This is a genomic window from Photorhabdus asymbiotica, from assembly GCF_003634575.1.
Lineage (GTDB): Bacteria > Pseudomonadota > Gammaproteobacteria > Enterobacterales > Enterobacteriaceae > Photorhabdus > Photorhabdus asymbiotica.
This window is the reverse complement of record NZ_RBLJ01000001.1, coordinates 612,283-628,054: the sequence shown is the minus strand read 5'-3', so window position 1 is coordinate 628,054 and position 15,772 is coordinate 612,283. Positions and strand designations below refer to the sequence as shown.

Here is a 15,772-nt window from a genome sequence, read left to right as displayed (position 1 = left end):
ATAGTCAGGTAATTAAATATTGAATAGATAATAACTGATTTGATGATGGTATGAACAGAAAAATATAAATTACAAATTGGATAGAAATATCCTAAAAAGACGATCATATGATTAAATATGTGATAATAAGGTGATGATTGTTAAGTTATATGATAGTTTGTAGGCTTTATGATCTTATTAGTACTTAAGTTATTCTTATTCTTTGAGGACTCAACAAATGATTATTCGTTTATCTAAAGCTCTGACTGTCTGTGCAATTGCTTTGTTTGCTACATTGGTCGCTTTTGGCAACATTACAGACTATGGTACTAATTTTGTGTTTGTACAGCATGTGTTTATGATGGATACCGTTTTCCCTGATGCTACTATTACTTATCGTGCGATTTATTCATCCGTGTTACATCATATTGGTTATATTGTAATTATTGCCTTAGAAACTTTCACTGCGGTGCTGTGTTGGATCGGAGGCATTCTTTTGCTGGCGAATTTAAAATCTGGAGCTGCTGTTTTTAATAAGAAGAAAGCTATTGCGATAGCTGGTTTGACTTTGGGTTTCCTGACCTGGCAAGTCGCGTTTATGTCAATTGGTGGTGAATGGTTTGGGATGTGGATGTCTAAACAGTGGAACGGTGTGCCCAGCGCTTTCCGTTTCTTTGTAACTATCATTCTGGTATTAATTTATTTGGTTCAGCGTGACAGAGAATTAGGTGAAGAATAACTACCTATGAGAATAGGCTCTAAGTATGGGGATGAATGTGAAGGCAGGGATTGAACAACACAAAGCTACGGTATATGGAATATTGGCGATTGTGCTGTGGAGCACAATCGTTGGTTTGATAAGGAGTATTAGTGAAAGTTTTGGACCTGTAGGTGGTGCGGCTCTTATTTATACTGTTGGCTCAATTTTTTTGGTTCTGCTAATAGGTTTGCCAAAGATCAGTGTTTTTCCTAAAGCCTATTTATGGCTTGGAAGTCTGTTATTTGTCAGCTATGAAATTTGTTTATCACTTGCATTAGGTTTTGCCGATAATCGTGTTCAGGCAATTGAATTAGGCATGGTTAACTACCTGTGGCCGGGTTTTACTGTCCTATTATCAGTCATGGTTAATAAGCAGAAAGTGAACTGGTGGTTATATCCCGGCTTATTGTTATCTGTTTTGGGAATCGGCTGGGTGATGAGTGGTGACAATGGCTGGTCATTCAGGCAAATGATAGAGAATATCCAGAGTAATCCATTAAGCTATGGATTGGCTTTTGCTGGTGCAATTATTTGGGCGATGTATTGTAACATTACAAAAATAATGTCAGAGGGTAAAAATGGCATGTCGTTGTTTTTTATCCTAACGGCTTTGGCGTTATGGATTCAATACTTCTTCACCTCTCCTCCTGAAATGGTGGTAACTCTTCGTAGTGTCAGCATGTTATTGTTTGCTGGAGCGGTTATTGGTGTAGCAAATGCGGCATGGACAGTGGCGATCATTAGGGGATATGTTACATTATTGGCGACGTTATCTTATTTCACGCCAATTATATCTACCGCTTTTTCATCATTGCTACTTAGCACAGCGCTTTCTTTTTCATTTTGGCAGGGTGTGCTAATGGTTACAGTAGGGTCAATTATTTGCTGGTTAGCAACCAGAACTAAATAGTACTTGTGAGTTGCAACATTATTTTATTTGCAAGATCGCAATATTAGGGATGGTAATGAGGTGGGGAATTCTTGAAGACACCCCAACCTCATACATTTTTGAAAATCTGATTTGCTTGTTATTCAGGTCGAGAATGTATCTAGATCTCAGGATCTTATTGCTTTGCTTAATAGAGTTGGAAACTAAGGTTGTCATAAGATTGAAAAAGATAACCCAGAATTGACAACCTAATCTTGAGTTAAATTTTGAAAAATAATCTGCACAATTATTGAGTCGAAAATATTTAATCGTCTGTTTGAATAATATCGTTGAAACAGTCATGATATTTGTAGTGAGAAACCAGGTATTATATTGTTATTTAAAGGGTTTTAGTAAGGTATTACAATGAATTACCTATGAGCAGATGGGGTGTTTATATTTTGACGTAAAATAACAAAATAGAAATTTTCGTTTCTATATTACCTGTCATTATATTTGTGATGTATTGTAAAAATATTAAGATAACTAAACGAAATTTTTTCGTTTAGTTATCTAATTTAAAATTAAATAATTATCAGTGAATTTTTTTATTTTATAAAATAAATCACTTTATAGAAATTTATTTATAGCTATTGCGACTCCATCTTGCTCATTTGTTGCAGTAATGAACTGAGCGATATCTTTAACACTTTGTTCAGCATTCCCCATTGCAACACCCACACCGGCGAATTCGATCATAGCTAAGTCATTATTGTGATCACCGATACACATAATTTTATCTCTGGTGATACCCAGATGATCAGCGATGATTTTGACAGCTGTGCCTTTATTGGCTTTTTTATTGAGAATTTCTAGAAAATAGGGACTGCTTTGCATCAATGTGTAGTGCTCATAAGCATCTGCTGGAATGAAGTTGATAGCATCACTAAGGATACTTGGATGATCTATCATCATTAATTTAGTGAAACACATCTCGTCGTCCATTTCATCAACAGGACAATAAATTAGCGATGTGTCGGTAAGGAAGGCTTCTCTGACGGTATATGGACTGATATCTCGGTTGGCAGTATATATTTTATTAAATTCTAAAGCATGAAGGTGAACGCCAATTTCACGGGAGAGCGATTCAAAAAACAGATAGTCTTCAAAATCCAATAAATTTTCTAGCAAATGTTCACCATCATTTGCTTGATGGACAACACTGCCATTGTTACTGATGCAGTAACTGCCCGTTTCGTTCAGCCCTAATTCCTGTAAATATCGCTGGATGCCAGTAAAAGGTCGGCCAGAAGCCAGAACAATATGAATTCCCTGTTTTCTAGCATGATGAATAGCTTGTTTGACTGGGGAAGTGATCTGATGACTTTCGTTCAGTAAAGTGCCATCAAGATCAATGGCGATCAATTCTATTGACATTTCTCTCTCCTGAAAGCCTGATTAGGTACTGCTGCTTTGTTGTATAATTGCCCGCTTAAAAGCGTTTCCCTTCCTGATGGTAGTATCATGAACAGCTATTGGTAAAATGAAGAGGTAGTTTTACCTCAAGCTCAATATCTGGATTCTGCCGGAAATCATAAGGTGTTATGCCGTACTCTTTGCGGAACATGTAAGTGAAATGAGACTGTGAACCAAAGCCAAAATCTAGGGCGATATCGAAAATAGACAAAGAGCTGTTTCTCAGGAGATGAACAGCGCCAGCCAGACGTCGTTGGCGGATATATTTGCCAAGAGAAATTCCGGTAATTTCCTTGAATATCTTCTGCATATGCCAAAGCGAATAGCCAGAGTAAGCTGCCAGTTCCTCCAGGTGGATTACCCGGCCAAGGTGATTCTCAATCCATTTGCTGAGAGCGTATACAAGTGCTAAGTGATTATCCTGTGGCATTAACAATTTCGTTCTGGTTGAAAGTGAAAGAAGTATACACAACTTTTTTTAAATATGACAAAGCGTTGGCATAGTGAGCAGAATTGTAACTAAATGTGACAATTGATTTTTTTGTTCCAGGGAATAGAATCCCTATAATTCAGTATTTGTTTAATTTGTTCCGGCACATTGACTGGTATGACATGTTGCTAGTGTGATTTCTCCGTAACAGAAGCACGGGATGGATACTTTTCTTATTTTCATTATTGTAAAATATAATTTCTTGAATTTATACCTAATGGATTTCGAGTTGCAGCACGGCGGCAAGTGAACGAATCCCCAAGAGTATAGATAACTATGTGACTGGGGTGAGTGAAAGCAACCAACAAAGCAGCAACTTGAAGGATGAAGGGTATATTCTTATGTATATTGAGTGCTGACTAAGCTTAAGGAAATAGAATTGGACATAAAAAAAACCATTGCAATCTTAGTATTACTTGGAATATGTCTGTTCTTGTACCTGCTAGCTTTGGACCGCTACTGTGATCAGGGTGAAAAGTTTGATTCAGGTATCTGTTTTGTGACCCGATATCTTCCTTTCTGATTAGTTGTTGATACTCATCAGTCATTCTCCCTTGCTGTATCTGTGCTAACATATATGTTCAGTATCCACCTTTTAAGGCTAGTGTTTTGTCTGCTTTGAGCAAAGCAGATATACCCAATGGATTTCGAGTTGCAGCGCGGCGGCAAGTGAACGAATCCCCAGGAGCATAGATAACTATGTGACTGGGGTGAGTGAAAGCAGCCAACAAAGCAGCAACTTGAAAGATGAAGGGTATAAATGGGAATCGGTTGTTTCCCCACTCATAACAAAATAAAAGTTGCAGCAAGAGGACAAGATGGCAGGACAATCGCAGCAATCAACACTTAAACGCGGTTTAAAAAACCGACATATTCAGCTTATTGCCTTAGGAGGAGCTGTCGGGACTGGGTTGTTTCTCGGTATTGCACAAACCATAAAAATGGCAGGTCCCTCCGTACTTTTAGGATACTCGGTTGCAGGTTTTATCGCATTTCTGATTATGCGCCAGCTAGGAGAGATGGTTGTTGAAGAACCTGTAGCTGGATCGTTTAGTCATTTTGCATATAAATATTGGGGAGATTTTCCCGGTTTCTTATCGGGATGGAATTACTGGGCAATGTTTACTCTGGTCGGAATGGCAGAATTAACGGCTGTGGGAATATATATTCATTACTGGTGGCCTGATATTCCGACTTGGGTATCTGCGATGGTATTCTTTGTTTTAATCAATAGCGTAAATTTAATTAACGTTCGATTATATGGTGAAACAGAATTTTGGTTTGCAATTATTAAAGTTGCTGCAATTATCTGTATGATTGTTTTTGGCGCTTATCTATTAATCAGTGGTAAGGGCGGTCCACAGGCCAGTATCACCAATCTTTGGCAATATGGTGGTTTTATGCCTAATGGGGCTTCTGGTCTTATTATGGCAATGGCTGTGCTGATGTTCTCTTTTGGTGGTTTGGAATTGGTTGGTGTTACCGCCGCTGAGGCAGAGAATCCGCGGATCAGTATTCCTAAAGCAACCAATCAGGTGGTATATAGGATATTAATTTTCTATATCGGTTCTCTGACTGTGTTATTGTCGCTTTATCCGTGGAGCAATGTCATTGAAGGTGAAAGCCCGTTTGTTATGATTTTTCATAACTTGGATAGTTTCTGGGTGGCGAATATTCTTAATATTGTTGTCCTGACTGCTGCATTATCTGTTTATAACAGCGGCGTATATTGTAACAGCCGTATGCTGTATGGTTTAGCAAAACAAGGTAATGCGCCTAAAATTTTAACAAAAGTTAATAAGAGTGGCGTTCCAGTCAGGGCTATCGTGATGTCTGCATTAGCAACCTCGATTGGTGTATTAATTAACTATGTGATGCCGGGCAAAGCGCTTGAATTACTAATGGCGCTGGTGGTTACAACGCTGGTTATTAACTGGGTCATGATTTGTATGGCTCATTTAAAATTCCGGGCCCAGAAAGTTAAAGAAGGTGTAGAGCCATCGTTTAAGGCATTCTGGTACCCATTCAGTAATTATCTGTGTTTGGTTTTCCTTGTCTTTATTCTGGTCATTATTTTGATGACAGAAAGTATTCGTATTTCAGTCATTCTGATGCCATTTTGGGTTGGTGTCTTATGGATTGGGTTTATAGCATCTCGTTCCCAGCGGGATAAATTGAAAACAATAAACCAAGGGTAATGTAATACCCCGGTTATCACAGTCAAACACCAGACTGTTATAAATAGCGGTCTGGTGCTTTTACGTTACCACTGCCAGCGTAGCCAGGCGAAGAATACGTTACCATTATTATATGTGCCCGGAATGTAGGTTCCTTGAAATGACAGTTGATCATATTCCACAGAGAACAATGGTAATGGGAGTGGAATAGGGACATAGTAATAATCGTGGCGAGCTGTAACACTTAGAGTAAAACCAACCCCCAGTCGGAAGCCGTCTAAGTCACCTGGTATCCACATTTTCTGAAATCCATAGCCAATGATAGGTTCCAGGCGGTTATGAGAATCCATAAAAGCCATGGCATAGAGAGAATGCCAATCATTGTCTTTGTCGTAACGGTATTTACCATAACCGAAACCCCAGGGACGTTCATTATATTTGTCGGTCTTCTCTTTGTCGTAGGTATATCTGTTATGCCAGGTAATTACCGGAAGATAAAATTCATTGTTGGGCGCATCCCAGGTGAGGGCAACATTGTTGTTGAATGTTGCCCACAAACTATCTGAATGATTGTTATAACCCGTTGATGTGTGGATTGCAGTCATTGTTGATGATTTGCTGGAGGTATCTGCTGTGGTTGCAAGTACCGTCCCTGATGAGGCTAAAAGGGGTATTGATAGTGTATAAGCTGTGGTCAAATCGAACTTCATTATTTATTGCTCCAATTTCCCGGCGACATAAATTGGGGGAGATTCTTTTGCGCCATATAAAATATGACAAACATCTAAATTCGGGAATTCTACTCTTGCTATTCTCAATAAAAGTTAAACGAAAAATGAATATTAAGATGTTATATGTATTAAATGGCTATATTTAATACTCATATTTTAGCCGATGGATATTAGAAAGGTGTTGATTTTTTCTTTCATTCAAAAAGAGGAGATTAGAGCTGATAGACATAGCTTAGATATAAAAATGCTAATAATAAGATCGGCAGAATAAATTAAAATTATTTATGTTATCTGCGGTTTCGTTGAGTGGATAAACTGTAAGCTAATTAGGATAACCTTGGGTTTTCAAATTTTTGTGGTTATGTTAAACAATAATTGTTGTTAAGAATTTTAAATATGTGCGTTAGCTCCATAGCTGATAAAAAATGGCTTGCCATCATATTAAGAATATGTGATAAATCGTTCCGGTAAACGAGGTACGGTTCTGTTATATGGTTCTGTTAATAGCAGCAACTTTCTCTGGTTTTTATGTTGCGCCAAAATGGCGAATTAGAATTAAGTGATCCAAAGGAAATTCTTAAAATGGCAAAAATCACTGGTACTGTAAAGTGGTTCAACGAATCTAAAGGTTTTGGTTTTATTACTCCAGCTGATGGCAGCAAAGATGTGTTTGTACATTTTAGCGCTATTCAGAGCGATGGTTTTAAAACCTTGGCGGAAGGTCAAAAAGTTGAGTTTGAAATTCAGGATGGCCAGAAAGGTCCTTCTGCGGCAAATGTCACCACAGCGTAACTTCTTTTTGTCGATCGTTTTTGATTGACAGAGTAAATTTTGTTGTCTGACTGATTTTTTATTGGCAACAATGACATACTGATATCACCCTGTTAGTTATCTGATAGGGTGTTTTTGTTTTGACTCGGGGCGCTCTTAATTGAGCTGAGATGAACCCGTAATACCTGATCTGGATAATGCCAGCGTAGGGAAGTCATGGTGTCTTCTTCCTGATACGTGCTTTATCTTTTGCTGGTTGGAAGGAGTATCTATAGTGAGAATTAATACACTGACAATTGCTGGCACTGATCCTAGCGGTGGTGCTGGTATTCAGGCTGATTTGAAAACTTTTTCTGCACTTGGGGCTTATGGCACAACAGTGATGACAGCGCTTGTTGCACAAAATACTCGTGGTGTACAGTCTGTTTACGATATAGCCCCAGCTTTCGTTGCTGCCCAGCTGGAGTCTGTGTTGTCAGATATCAGAATTGATAGTGCCAAAATTGGCATGTTATCTAATGCGGCTAATGTTGCAGTGGTTGCAGATGCAATAAGCCATTATTCAATTCCTTATATTGTATTGGATACAGTAATGGTTGCGAAAAGCGGAGATCCGCTGCTGGCTCCGGAAGCTGTTTCCTTAGTTGTTGAGCAATTATTACCTAAGGTTTCGTTGATTACGCCAAACTTGCCAGAGGCCGCAGTTCTGCTGAAATGTTCAGTCGCAAAAACTGAAACGGAGATGCAAAAGCAAGGGCGTGAATTGTTATCATTGGGATGTGAAGCGGTTCTACTTAAAGGCGGTCATCTTATAAACGGTGAAAGCCCTGACTGGCTATTTATGGGTAATGGGGAATGGCGTTTCACTGCTCCTAGAATCAATACACGTCATACTCATGGCACAGGGTGTACTCTTTCTGCTGCATTAGCTGCTTTGCGTCCATGTTATTCAGATTGGCAGACGACAATTCCTGTTGCCAAATCTTATCTCCAGACTGCGTTAGCATGTGCGGATTCTCTTGAAGTAGGTAAAGGGATTGGACCGGTACATCATTTTCATCAGTGGTGGTGAGAATAACCGTTAAATGATGTTTTGGTATTTTGGATAAAAGGTGATAACCAGCAAGACGTCTTCGCTAATAAAAGTAACTTGACTCAGAATTTATAGTGTCTTGACCATCCTGTTCATTATCACCATGATCTACAACAAGCTTTATTAAGCTATGGTAACTTGATTATCCAGATAAACATCTTGGACGGCATTAATGAGTTCGATGCCATCTTCCATAGATTTTTTGAAAGCCTTACGACCGAGAATCAATCCCATGCCACCCGCGCGTTTATTGATTACTGCGGTACGAACCGAATCACTCAGATCATTATCACCAGATGCACCACCTGAGTTAATAAGGCCAGCACGACCCATGTAGCAGTTAGCTATCTGATAACGCACCAGATCGATCGGGTGATCAGTGGTCAAATTGGCATAAACACGTTTATCGGTATGACCAAAACCAATGGCGGTATAACCACCGTTATTTTCAGCCATCTTTTGCTTGACGATATCTGCGCCGATAGTGGCTGCCAGATGGTTAGCTTGGCCTGTTAAGTCTGCACTGGCGTGATAATCCACCCCATCTTTTTTGAAAGCAGAATTACGCAGGTAGGCCCACAGGACTGTCACCATTCCCAATTCATGCGCCCGTTCAAAAGCGGCTGAGATTTCCTCAATTTGACGGCGTGATTCGATAGAACCAAAGTAAATAGTTGCACCAACGGCTACGGCACCCATCTCAAACGCCTGTTCAACACTGGCATATAAAGTCTGATCATATTGAGCAGGATAACTCAGTGTTTCATTGTGGTTCAGTTTGACTAAAAAAGGGATCTTATGGGCATAACGACGAGAAACTGAGGATAACACGCCATAAGTAGAGGCCACGCAGTTACAACCTGCTTCAATCGCTAATTCAACAATATTCTTCGGATCGAAATAAAGTGGATTAGCAGAAAAAGAAGCGGCGGCAGAATGTTCTACACCTTGATCCACCGGCAAGATAGATAAATAGCCAGTGCCTGCGAGACGGCCATGATTAAACAGTGTCTGCATGGAGCGCAGAACCTTATTTGGCCGATTATTGTCGATCATTACTCGATCAACAAAATCGGAACCTGGCAGATAAAGATTTTCTCTCGGAATGGTACTGCAACGGTGTTGCAATAAACTGTCTGCATCTTTGCCTAACAACTTAGCGATATCAGTCATGACTTACTCCAGCTCTTGAAAGATGTTATTGATTGTCATTTATCCTTTTTAGAATAACAAGTTGTATTCGAAGGGAAGGGGGAGTGGATCGCTTCAGGTGGAGTTTAAAAGTGAAATTTATTACCTGAAAAGTAGTTATTTAATATAAAAGAGAAGAGAGGTATTACTCTATTTTTAAGTGATATTTAGCGGTTAAAGTCTAAAGTATTTATGTATTGGATTTTTTTCTTTTTAAAATTCATATTAATTATGGTTTTTCGATTAATTTGATTTTTATATGATATGAATGGTATCTGTTAATTGCTTTTAAAATCTATCGTTATTAATTAAAATATTTGATTATTTTCGTGTTAGGTAAGGATTGCTATGTTTTTGATTATTGTCGCAAGAAAAAATTTATAGATATAAAAATTATAGTAAAGTCGAAAAAATAATGAGATAAATGACTGGGGGTTTTTATTTAAGTTCATTAGGTCTTATTTATATTTAAGGTGTTTTCTACCTGATAAATAGGATAAAAGTGAAATAATTTGGTTTTTATTATGTCTTATTAAACGATTGAAATTTAATATAATATTTCATGGGTTATAAAGTAGAGTAATTATTTTACAAGGATTAATAATTATTTATTATCTTAGTCCGATTAAATAATACCTCAAGTTTATTGAGGAGAAAAATATCAAGGGTGGGCAGAATGTTGATTCAACTATTGATAAATGGTTTGACTCTTATAATAACGAATCAATTATATAAATCTCAAATGGTCCAGTTTTGAAATGTATCGATTCAGATTCATTTTATTTATCTGACAGAAATTATAATAGTTGGATTAATTTTTTTAAAAATCAGAAAGAGAAATATAATAAAATTATTCCCGCAGCGATTTTCTATAAGGATTTGGGGCAACGGGATTATGTTAAGCAGCTTGAGAAGTTAGAATCTTATTTTGGTAGGTTTGTAGTTAAAATTAATCGGTTAAAGTTGCATGATTTACTGACTGCGACAACGGCAGCATCAATAGTTGACGATATATACCCTTCATCTTTCAAGTTGCTGCTTTGTTGGCTGCTTTCACTTACCCCAGTCACATAGTTATCTATGCTCCTGGAGATGCGTTCATTTGCCGTCGCGCTGCAACTTGAAATCTATTGGGTATAAGTAATGTATTATTTATATTGGATGTAGGGCAAATAGATAGCTCTCGTCAAGATCTATGTTTAGATGCAACTATTAGGGGAATCAATATGCTTAGGGATATTGATCCTGGAATAGAGATTGTTAGTTCCGGTACCAGTTTTCCTCGTACATTTGCTGAATATGGTAAAGAAAGTGGAGCTATTAGCATGTTGGAGTGGCAAAACTATCTTGCAATAGGCGGTGAAAAAGTTGCTTTATATGGTGATGCAGCAAGTATTCATGGAGAATTTTATCCAGGAAGTTATGCGAAGTTCGTTGCGCGAATAGATTATCCTACACCAGGAGTTTGGCGTTTTGAGCGTCGAGCAGGTAGTCATCAGAGAGATGAACTATATCAATTAGCAGCAAAAGATATTGTTACAGATGAGGGATGGGATGATTCATTGGAGGTTTGGGGTACAGAAATCATTAAATCTGTTAGTGAAGGTAATGTGAGTCGCTTTAAGTCGCCATCTAAATGGATTTCGGTACGAGTAAATTTACATATAGAAAGAATGATTCGGTTTATAGAAGATGGTGTGTTATCTCATATCAATGATGATACAGATGAATATAATTCTGTTGAATGGTAGTATATTGCCATGATTTTTTGTAATTGCCTCTTTAAGAGGCAATTTTCTTTCTTGGAATAATATAAATAGGAGTATGAGATTTAATACCTATAAATGATAAGTTTTTTGCTATATTTATAGCATGGGTATTTATGGGTTTTTGATAAGCTGAAATATCAATATGTTTAACTTCTTCATCTTTGTTAACTTTATTAAAATTCATTTTTATTTTATTATTGCTCAATAATGAAATATTTTCAGCAGAAGTTGAATTAGAATTCTTATTGTTTATGAAATTTTTAAAAGAAAGTTTATATTTTATCTTTAAATAATTTATTGTGAAATCTCTTTTCTTTTCAATTGAGATATTTTTTGTTAAATTATATATATTCTCTCTCATCTCAGAGGGATGGCATGTGTAACCATTTTTTCTGACAAATTTAACGCTCTCTTTTTTATCGACAAAAGAAAAAATAAACTTATCTTCAGAGATTTTGCACGTACGTCCACGTCTCTTTTTTATAAAAGTGTTAATTATTCCACTATTGTTTTGCTTTATTTCTAATATTTCAATATCAGTGGGTAGAATTGACAAGGCTTTCTCAGTAAATTTTGGTGCACAAACTAATGTAACTTTATCAAAATAGAGTCTATACCCGTCATCTTTCAAGTTGCCTCTTTGTTGGCTGCACTCACTCACCCCGGTCACATAGTTAGCTATGCTCCCGGGGATTCGCTCCCTTGCCGTCGCGATACATCTTGAAATCCATAGGGTATATAGGTGGATATTTGCCCTTCAAGTCTGGCTAGACTGTCAGAGTCACTTTTAATTTCATATGCATGGAGTTTACCATTTGCAAGTGCTAGATCAACGCGTCTGCTGAAGTTTGCAATAGGGAGTTCATTGATTAATACTGCATTATCGTTTAATTCGTTTCGTTCTATTAACCAATCAATAAGAGCCGCTTTTATACTATCTTCTTTTTTTATAGATGAACTAGCCATTTTATCGTCCAATTAATATTGTAATGGATGCTATTGATTATATGCGCTTTATGATGAAATGCAATATACCCTTCATCCTTCAAGTTGCTGCTTTCACTTACCCCAGTCACAGAGTTATCTATGCTCCTGGGGATGCGCTCACTTGTTGCCTCGCTACAACTTGAAATCTATTGAATATATATCTTGATTTTATTTTAATGAACTCTGTAAGATTAATTGTTAATTTTTGAATGTTGATATAAATATAACGGGTACTGATTTCTTATATGAATTGAATTTTTATTTTAGTAAATAATTTATTATTTGGTATCACTATATATGATAAATAGCTCTTTGGGCTATTCCTGTTTTTAAAATCATATAATTCTATTGTGAACCATTAATATGGTTATTTATTCTTTTTTTTAAATAGCCATAATGGGAAATAATTGTTGTTCTAAATTTTTAACTTTGATCTGTATTTTCCAATAAATTAATTGATTGATAAATGTATAAGTGCAGTTTGATTTTATTACAGATAGAAAATTTCTCGCGGTTTTTTATTGCAAATGTTGATATTGGGTTTTATTTTATTCGCACAAAATAATTTCACTGTTACATTGATTCTTTGTTAGTTCTTTTGCGAATAGCATTCCATAAAGTCATGTCTTGCTGATAGAGACTATTGGGTTTGATAGTGAGGTTGAATATTTGTTGTCATTACTTATTTGACTAACTTTTTCTGAATGTTTTTATCAAGTGATATTTATCATTTTGAAGCCAATGTAGGAATGTTTTCTGCTTTCCTTTGACTTTCTAGTCAATTTTTTATTGTAGGGTCAAGGTAAATATTAATTCTATCCTCTTGAAATGTGGGATAGTACTTACAGCTGATTGAGATTTTATTAATTGATTATTGCTATTTTTCCCTGTTCAAGTTGTGGATATGTAATACAGTGAAAATTCTGTGCTAAACCAATTAGGATAGGGTAATGATAGTCAGCTAGCTAATTCAGGAATTTTCGTTGTTTGTGAATCAGTAGCCTGATGTGAGCGTGGATAACTAGGATAATCAGGTAAATGTTGAACTAATAGTTTTAACAATAAGTAAATTGTAATTATCTTATTTCATAATTTTCACCTAATCGATTTTATCAAATCGTATAATGTTTAGTCTAAATATGATGGATTTTCTGAATTATTGAATAGTGAAAAATTTTAATTAAATTTCTTTAGATAGTGTGATATTTCAGTAACTATAAATATTTTCTTATTAATGCAAAGGATATAAGAAACATATTAATACAAAGATTTATTAATTTAATAGTTAAGTTAATCTATTTAATTAATCATGTAAATGAATTCTACAACTTATTGATTTTATTCTCATGGGAAAAAAGAAAAGGCCAGCTCAAGGGAGATTGAGCCGGCCAAGGAGGTGGTTCCTAGTCTTACTGTAATACTTTTTTAGTTTTTTATTTTTCGTCGACAATACTACGGTAAATAAAATAGTATTGATGTGATCTGTTTCTAAAAAAAGAAATATACCATCACCAAGATGGTATATTGATGATTATTTGTCTGAATTTCGGTTCACATGTGGGAATTGAGAATTAGTACCATTTAGATTACGAATTAATAAGGCGTAATTAATATCAATTTGTTTAGGAATTGATAAATAGACAATATACCCATCTCCAGGGGCAACTTTCATTGGCTGACCTTTTTTATCCTGCATAGCTTCCAGTGTGAACTGGATATTGCCTGATGGTGTCATTAATTCGAGGCTGTCTCCGATCATGAATTTATTTTTGACAGCAACTTCAGCTAATCCGCTGACTCGTTCACCGGTAAATTCACCAACAAATTGTTGTGTATCGGATATCGAATAGCCGTATTCATAAGTCTGATAGGCATCGTGGGTATGACGGCGTAAAAATCCTTCGGTATATCCACGATGGGCAAGTCCTTCCAGGGTTGTTAGTAAGGTTGGATCAAAAGGCTTTCCTGCTACAGCATCATCAATAGCTCTGCGATAAACTTGCGCTGTGCGGGCGCAGTAATAGAAAGATTTTGTGCGTCCTTCGATTTTTAAAGAGTGCACGCCCATTTTGGTTAATCGTTCGACGTGTTCAATTGCGCGTAAGTCTTTAGAATTCATGATGTAAGTACCATGTTCATCTTCAAAAGCAGACATATATTCGCCTGGACGTTTCATATCTTCAAATGTAAATACTTTATCTGTTGGTGTACCTTTTCCCAATGTCGGCTCGATATTTTTTGCCGGTATCGGTTCGTGTATATGGACAATATTACCAATATCGTCTTCTTTACCTTCTTGAACGTTGTATTCCCAGCGGCAGGCATTAGTACATGTTCCCTGGTTTGGGTCACGCTTATTAATATAACCGGATAGCAGGCAGCGACCGGAATAGGCCATGCACAGTGCACCATGTACGAAAACTTCCAGCTCCATATCAGGAACATGTTGGCGAATCTCGTTAATTTCATCTAGCGAAAGTTCACGGGAAAGAATGACTCTGGTTAGTCCCATTTGTTGCCAGAATTTTACTGTTGCCCAGTTGACTGCATTAGCTTGAACGGAAAGATGAATTTCTATTTCTGGGAAAGCTTCACGAACCATCATAATGAGTCCGGGATCGGACATAATCAGGGCATCAGGCCCCATTTCAACGACAGGTTTCAGATCACGGATAAAGGTTTTCAGTTTGGCATTGTGCGGAGCAATATTGATCACAACGTAAAAGCGTTTACCGAGTTCATGAGCCTCTTTAATGCCTTGTGCCAGATTTTCGTGATTGAATTCATTATTACGAACGCGCAGGCTATAACGTGGTTGACCGGCATATACTGCATCCGCGCCGTAAGCAAAGGCATAGCGCATATTTTTCAGCGAGCCGGCAGGGGAAAGTAATTCTGGAATAAACATGTTTAAAAAATTCTCGATCTGAATTCAGGTCAGTTTTCATTACAAAAAGTAAGGATAAGGTGAGGATTCTAACGCTTAATCTATTGAAGATACAAATTTATTAGTATGAAGGGCTTAGTTGTGCAGAACGATAGGGTGCACCTAAAAGTTGAATATTTATTCAAACTGATAAGGTGCAGTTCATTATAAAAAGTTGTTACTCTGACTTTGTCAGATCGCGGACATTCACGCTGGAGCCATTTTTAATCGCAGACTGAATGCCTTTTTTGGCAGTAATTTCATCATCGTACAACTCGCTGAGTCCGATAACTTGATAATTTCTCGCTTTAAGCACGAAATAAGACTTACCAGATTTGTTTTCTCTGATTTCGAAGTTTTTTTCTTCAGGGGAATTCGCTTGAATAGAACGAATCCCTTTATTCGCTGCTGCCTTTGTAGTGTACATTTCACTGGTGAGAATGATTTCACCGTTCGATGTTTTTAAGTTGAAGTAATACTGCTTGTTTTTTGTCCTTTTAAGATCATAGTGACCTATAGCCATAGATAATTCCTCCAATTAAAGATGAGTATTT

17 protein-coding genes and 1 riboswitch are annotated in these 15,772 nt (G+C 36.9%); of the genes, 7 read left to right on the top strand and 10 right to left on the bottom strand.

Translation table 11 applies throughout. From position 1 onward, the window contains the following. Positions 1 to 217 precede the first annotated feature (217 nt). Both BDD30_RS02710 and yddG read left to right on the top strand, forming a co-directional pair. Positions 218 to 718 (top strand): DUF2165 family protein, encoded by a 501-nt coding sequence (locus BDD30_RS02710; protein ID WP_015833888.1) that lies wholly within the window; start codon positions 218 to 220, stop codon positions 716 to 718. A 31-nt stretch (positions 719 to 749) separates the two neighbouring features. Beyond that, on the top strand, positions 750 to 1,649 hold the full coding sequence (yddG, locus tag BDD30_RS02705; RefSeq protein ID WP_041382770.1) for an aromatic amino acid DMT transporter YddG: 900 nt from the start codon (positions 750 to 752) through the stop codon (positions 1,647 to 1,649). 588 nt (positions 1,650 to 2,237) lie between these two features. On the opposite strand, the gene yidA is transcribed toward yddG, so the two are convergent. Continuing rightward, positions 2,238 to 3,044 carry a sugar-phosphatase gene (gene yidA, locus BDD30_RS02700; RefSeq protein WP_015833890.1) on the bottom strand — a complete coding sequence of 269 codons (807 nt, stop codon included), beginning with the start codon at positions 3,042 to 3,044 and terminating at the stop codon, positions 2,238 to 2,240. An 85-nt stretch (positions 3,045 to 3,129) separates the two neighbouring features. Beyond that, positions 3,130 to 3,513, bottom strand: coding sequence for a helix-turn-helix domain-containing protein (locus tag BDD30_RS02695; RefSeq protein WP_041381772.1), 384 nt, complete (start codon positions 3,511 to 3,513; stop codon positions 3,130 to 3,132). A 412-nt stretch (positions 3,514 to 3,925) separates the two neighbouring features. Between BDD30_RS02695 and mgrB the strand changes: the two genes are divergently transcribed. Beyond that, positions 3,926 to 4,096: a PhoP/PhoQ regulatory lipoprotein MgrB gene (gene mgrB, locus BDD30_RS24585; protein WP_015833892.1), complete on the top strand. Its 171-nt coding sequence runs from the start codon at positions 3,926 to 3,928 to the stop codon at positions 4,094 to 4,096. 295 nt (positions 4,097 to 4,391) lie between these two features. Continuing rightward, on the top strand, positions 4,392 to 5,771 hold the full coding sequence (locus BDD30_RS02680; protein WP_015833894.1) for an amino acid permease: 1,380 nt from the start codon (positions 4,392 to 4,394) through the stop codon (positions 5,769 to 5,771). A gap of 65 nt (positions 5,772 to 5,836) precedes the next feature. On the opposite strand, the gene pagP is transcribed toward BDD30_RS02680, so the two are convergent. After that, positions 5,837 to 6,460, bottom strand: a complete 624-nt coding sequence (gene pagP / locus BDD30_RS02675) for a lipid IV(A) palmitoyltransferase PagP (protein WP_015833895.1) — start codon at positions 6,458 to 6,460, stop codon at positions 5,837 to 5,839. A 603-nt stretch (positions 6,461 to 7,063) separates the two neighbouring features. Here pagP and cspE point away from each other — a divergent pair. Both cspE and thiD read left to right on the top strand, forming a co-directional pair. After that, positions 7,064 to 7,273, top strand: coding sequence for a transcription antiterminator/RNA stability regulator CspE (gene cspE, locus BDD30_RS02670; RefSeq protein WP_015833897.1), 210 nt, complete (start codon positions 7,064 to 7,066; stop codon positions 7,271 to 7,273). A 115-nt stretch (positions 7,274 to 7,388) separates the two neighbouring features. Beyond that, positions 7,389 to 7,481: riboswitch (TPP riboswitch) on the top strand. 45 nt (positions 7,482 to 7,526) lie between these two features. Then, positions 7,527 to 8,324 carry a bifunctional hydroxymethylpyrimidine kinase/phosphomethylpyrimidine kinase gene (gene thiD, locus BDD30_RS02665; RefSeq protein WP_015833898.1) on the top strand — a complete coding sequence of 266 codons (798 nt, stop codon included), beginning with the start codon at positions 7,527 to 7,529 and terminating at the stop codon, positions 8,322 to 8,324. A gap of 144 nt (positions 8,325 to 8,468) precedes the next feature. Here thiD and fbaB read toward each other — a convergent pair whose 3' ends face one another. Both fbaB and BDD30_RS23395 read right to left on the bottom strand, forming a co-directional pair. Then, positions 8,469 to 9,518 carry a class I fructose-bisphosphate aldolase gene (fbaB, locus tag BDD30_RS02660; RefSeq protein WP_015833899.1) on the bottom strand — a complete coding sequence of 350 codons (1,050 nt, stop codon included), beginning with the start codon at positions 9,516 to 9,518 and terminating at the stop codon, positions 8,469 to 8,471. 941 nt (positions 9,519 to 10,459) lie between these two features. Then, positions 10,460 to 10,606: a hypothetical protein gene (locus tag BDD30_RS23395; RefSeq protein WP_158307058.1), complete on the bottom strand. Its 147-nt coding sequence runs from the start codon at positions 10,604 to 10,606 to the stop codon at positions 10,460 to 10,462. Between the two features lie 60 nt (positions 10,607 to 10,666). Here BDD30_RS23395 and BDD30_RS02655 point away from each other — a divergent pair, with 60 nt between their 5' ends. Then, positions 10,667 to 11,287 carry a beta family protein gene (locus BDD30_RS02655; protein WP_015833900.1) on the top strand — a complete coding sequence of 207 codons (621 nt, stop codon included), beginning with the start codon at positions 10,667 to 10,669 and terminating at the stop codon, positions 11,285 to 11,287. A 31-nt stretch (positions 11,288 to 11,318) separates the two neighbouring features. On the opposite strand, the gene BDD30_RS02650 is transcribed toward BDD30_RS02655, so the two are convergent. The 5 genes from BDD30_RS02650 to BDD30_RS02640 all read right to left on the bottom strand — a co-directional run bounded on the left by BDD30_RS02650 (position 11,319) and on the right by BDD30_RS02640 (position 15,741). Further along, positions 11,319 to 11,975, bottom strand: a complete 657-nt coding sequence (locus tag BDD30_RS02650; RefSeq protein ID WP_041381777.1) for a hypothetical protein — start codon at positions 11,973 to 11,975, stop codon at positions 11,319 to 11,321. An 8-nt stretch (positions 11,976 to 11,983) separates the two neighbouring features. Further along, the gene (locus tag BDD30_RS23000; RefSeq protein ID WP_015833902.1) at positions 11,984 to 12,271 is read right to left on the bottom strand and encodes a sce7726 family protein; all 288 of its coding nucleotides are present in this window, start codon (positions 12,269 to 12,271) and stop codon (positions 11,984 to 11,986) included. Continuing rightward, positions 12,253 to 12,381: a hypothetical protein gene (locus tag BDD30_RS24580; RefSeq protein WP_282958017.1), complete on the bottom strand. Its 129-nt coding sequence runs from the start codon at positions 12,379 to 12,381 to the stop codon at positions 12,253 to 12,255. The genes BDD30_RS23000 and BDD30_RS24580 overlap by 19 nt, the downstream gene beginning before the upstream one ends. A 1,442-nt stretch (positions 12,382 to 13,823) precedes the next feature. Next, complete coding sequence (gene trhP / locus BDD30_RS02645; RefSeq protein WP_015833903.1) at positions 13,824 to 15,200, bottom strand: prephenate-dependent tRNA uridine(34) hydroxylase TrhP; 1,377 nt, start codon at positions 15,198 to 15,200, stop codon at positions 13,824 to 13,826. Positions 15,201 to 15,396: 196 nt separating this feature from the next. Continuing rightward, the gene (locus BDD30_RS02640; protein ID WP_015833904.1) at positions 15,397 to 15,741 is read right to left on the bottom strand and encodes a YegP family protein; all 345 of its coding nucleotides are present in this window, start codon (positions 15,739 to 15,741) and stop codon (positions 15,397 to 15,399) included. Between the last annotated feature and the right edge of the window lie 31 nt (positions 15,742 to 15,772).

What these genes read in the sequence shown, in the direction of transcription:
- BDD30_RS02710 (WP_015833888.1), top strand. Translation starts at nt 218, where the DNA reads ATGATTATTCGTTTATCTAAAGCTCTGACTGTCTGTGCAATTGCTTTG.
- yddG (WP_041382770.1), top strand. Translation starts at nt 750, where the DNA reads ATGAATGTGAAGGCAGGGATTGAACAACACAAAGCTACGGTATATGGA.
- yidA (WP_015833890.1), bottom strand. Translation starts at nt 3,044, where the DNA reads ATGTCAATAGAATTGATCGCCATTGATCTTGATGGCACTTTACTGAAC.
- BDD30_RS02695 (WP_041381772.1), bottom strand. Translation starts at nt 3,513, where the DNA reads ATGCCACAGGATAATCACTTAGCACTTGTATACGCTCTCAGCAAATGG.
- BDD30_RS02680 (WP_015833894.1), top strand. Translation starts at nt 4,392, where the DNA reads ATGGCAGGACAATCGCAGCAATCAACACTTAAACGCGGTTTAAAAAAC.
- pagP (WP_015833895.1), bottom strand. Translation starts at nt 6,460, where the DNA reads ATGAAGTTCGATTTGACCACAGCTTATACACTATCAATACCCCTTTTA.
- cspE (WP_015833897.1), top strand. Translation starts at nt 7,064, where the DNA reads ATGGCAAAAATCACTGGTACTGTAAAGTGGTTCAACGAATCTAAAGGT.
- fbaB (WP_015833899.1), bottom strand. Translation starts at nt 9,518, where the DNA reads ATGACTGATATCGCTAAGTTGTTAGGCAAAGATGCAGACAGTTTATTG.
- BDD30_RS23000 (WP_015833902.1), bottom strand. Translation starts at nt 12,271, where the DNA reads ATGGCTAGTTCATCTATAAAAAAAGAAGATAGTATAAAAGCGGCTCTT.
- trhP (WP_015833903.1), bottom strand. Translation starts at nt 15,200, where the DNA reads ATGTTTATTCCAGAATTACTTTCCCCTGCCGGCTCGCTGAAAAATATG.
- BDD30_RS02640 (WP_015833904.1), bottom strand. Translation starts at nt 15,741, where the DNA reads ATGGCTATAGGTCACTATGATCTTAAAAGGACAAAAAACAAGCAGTAT.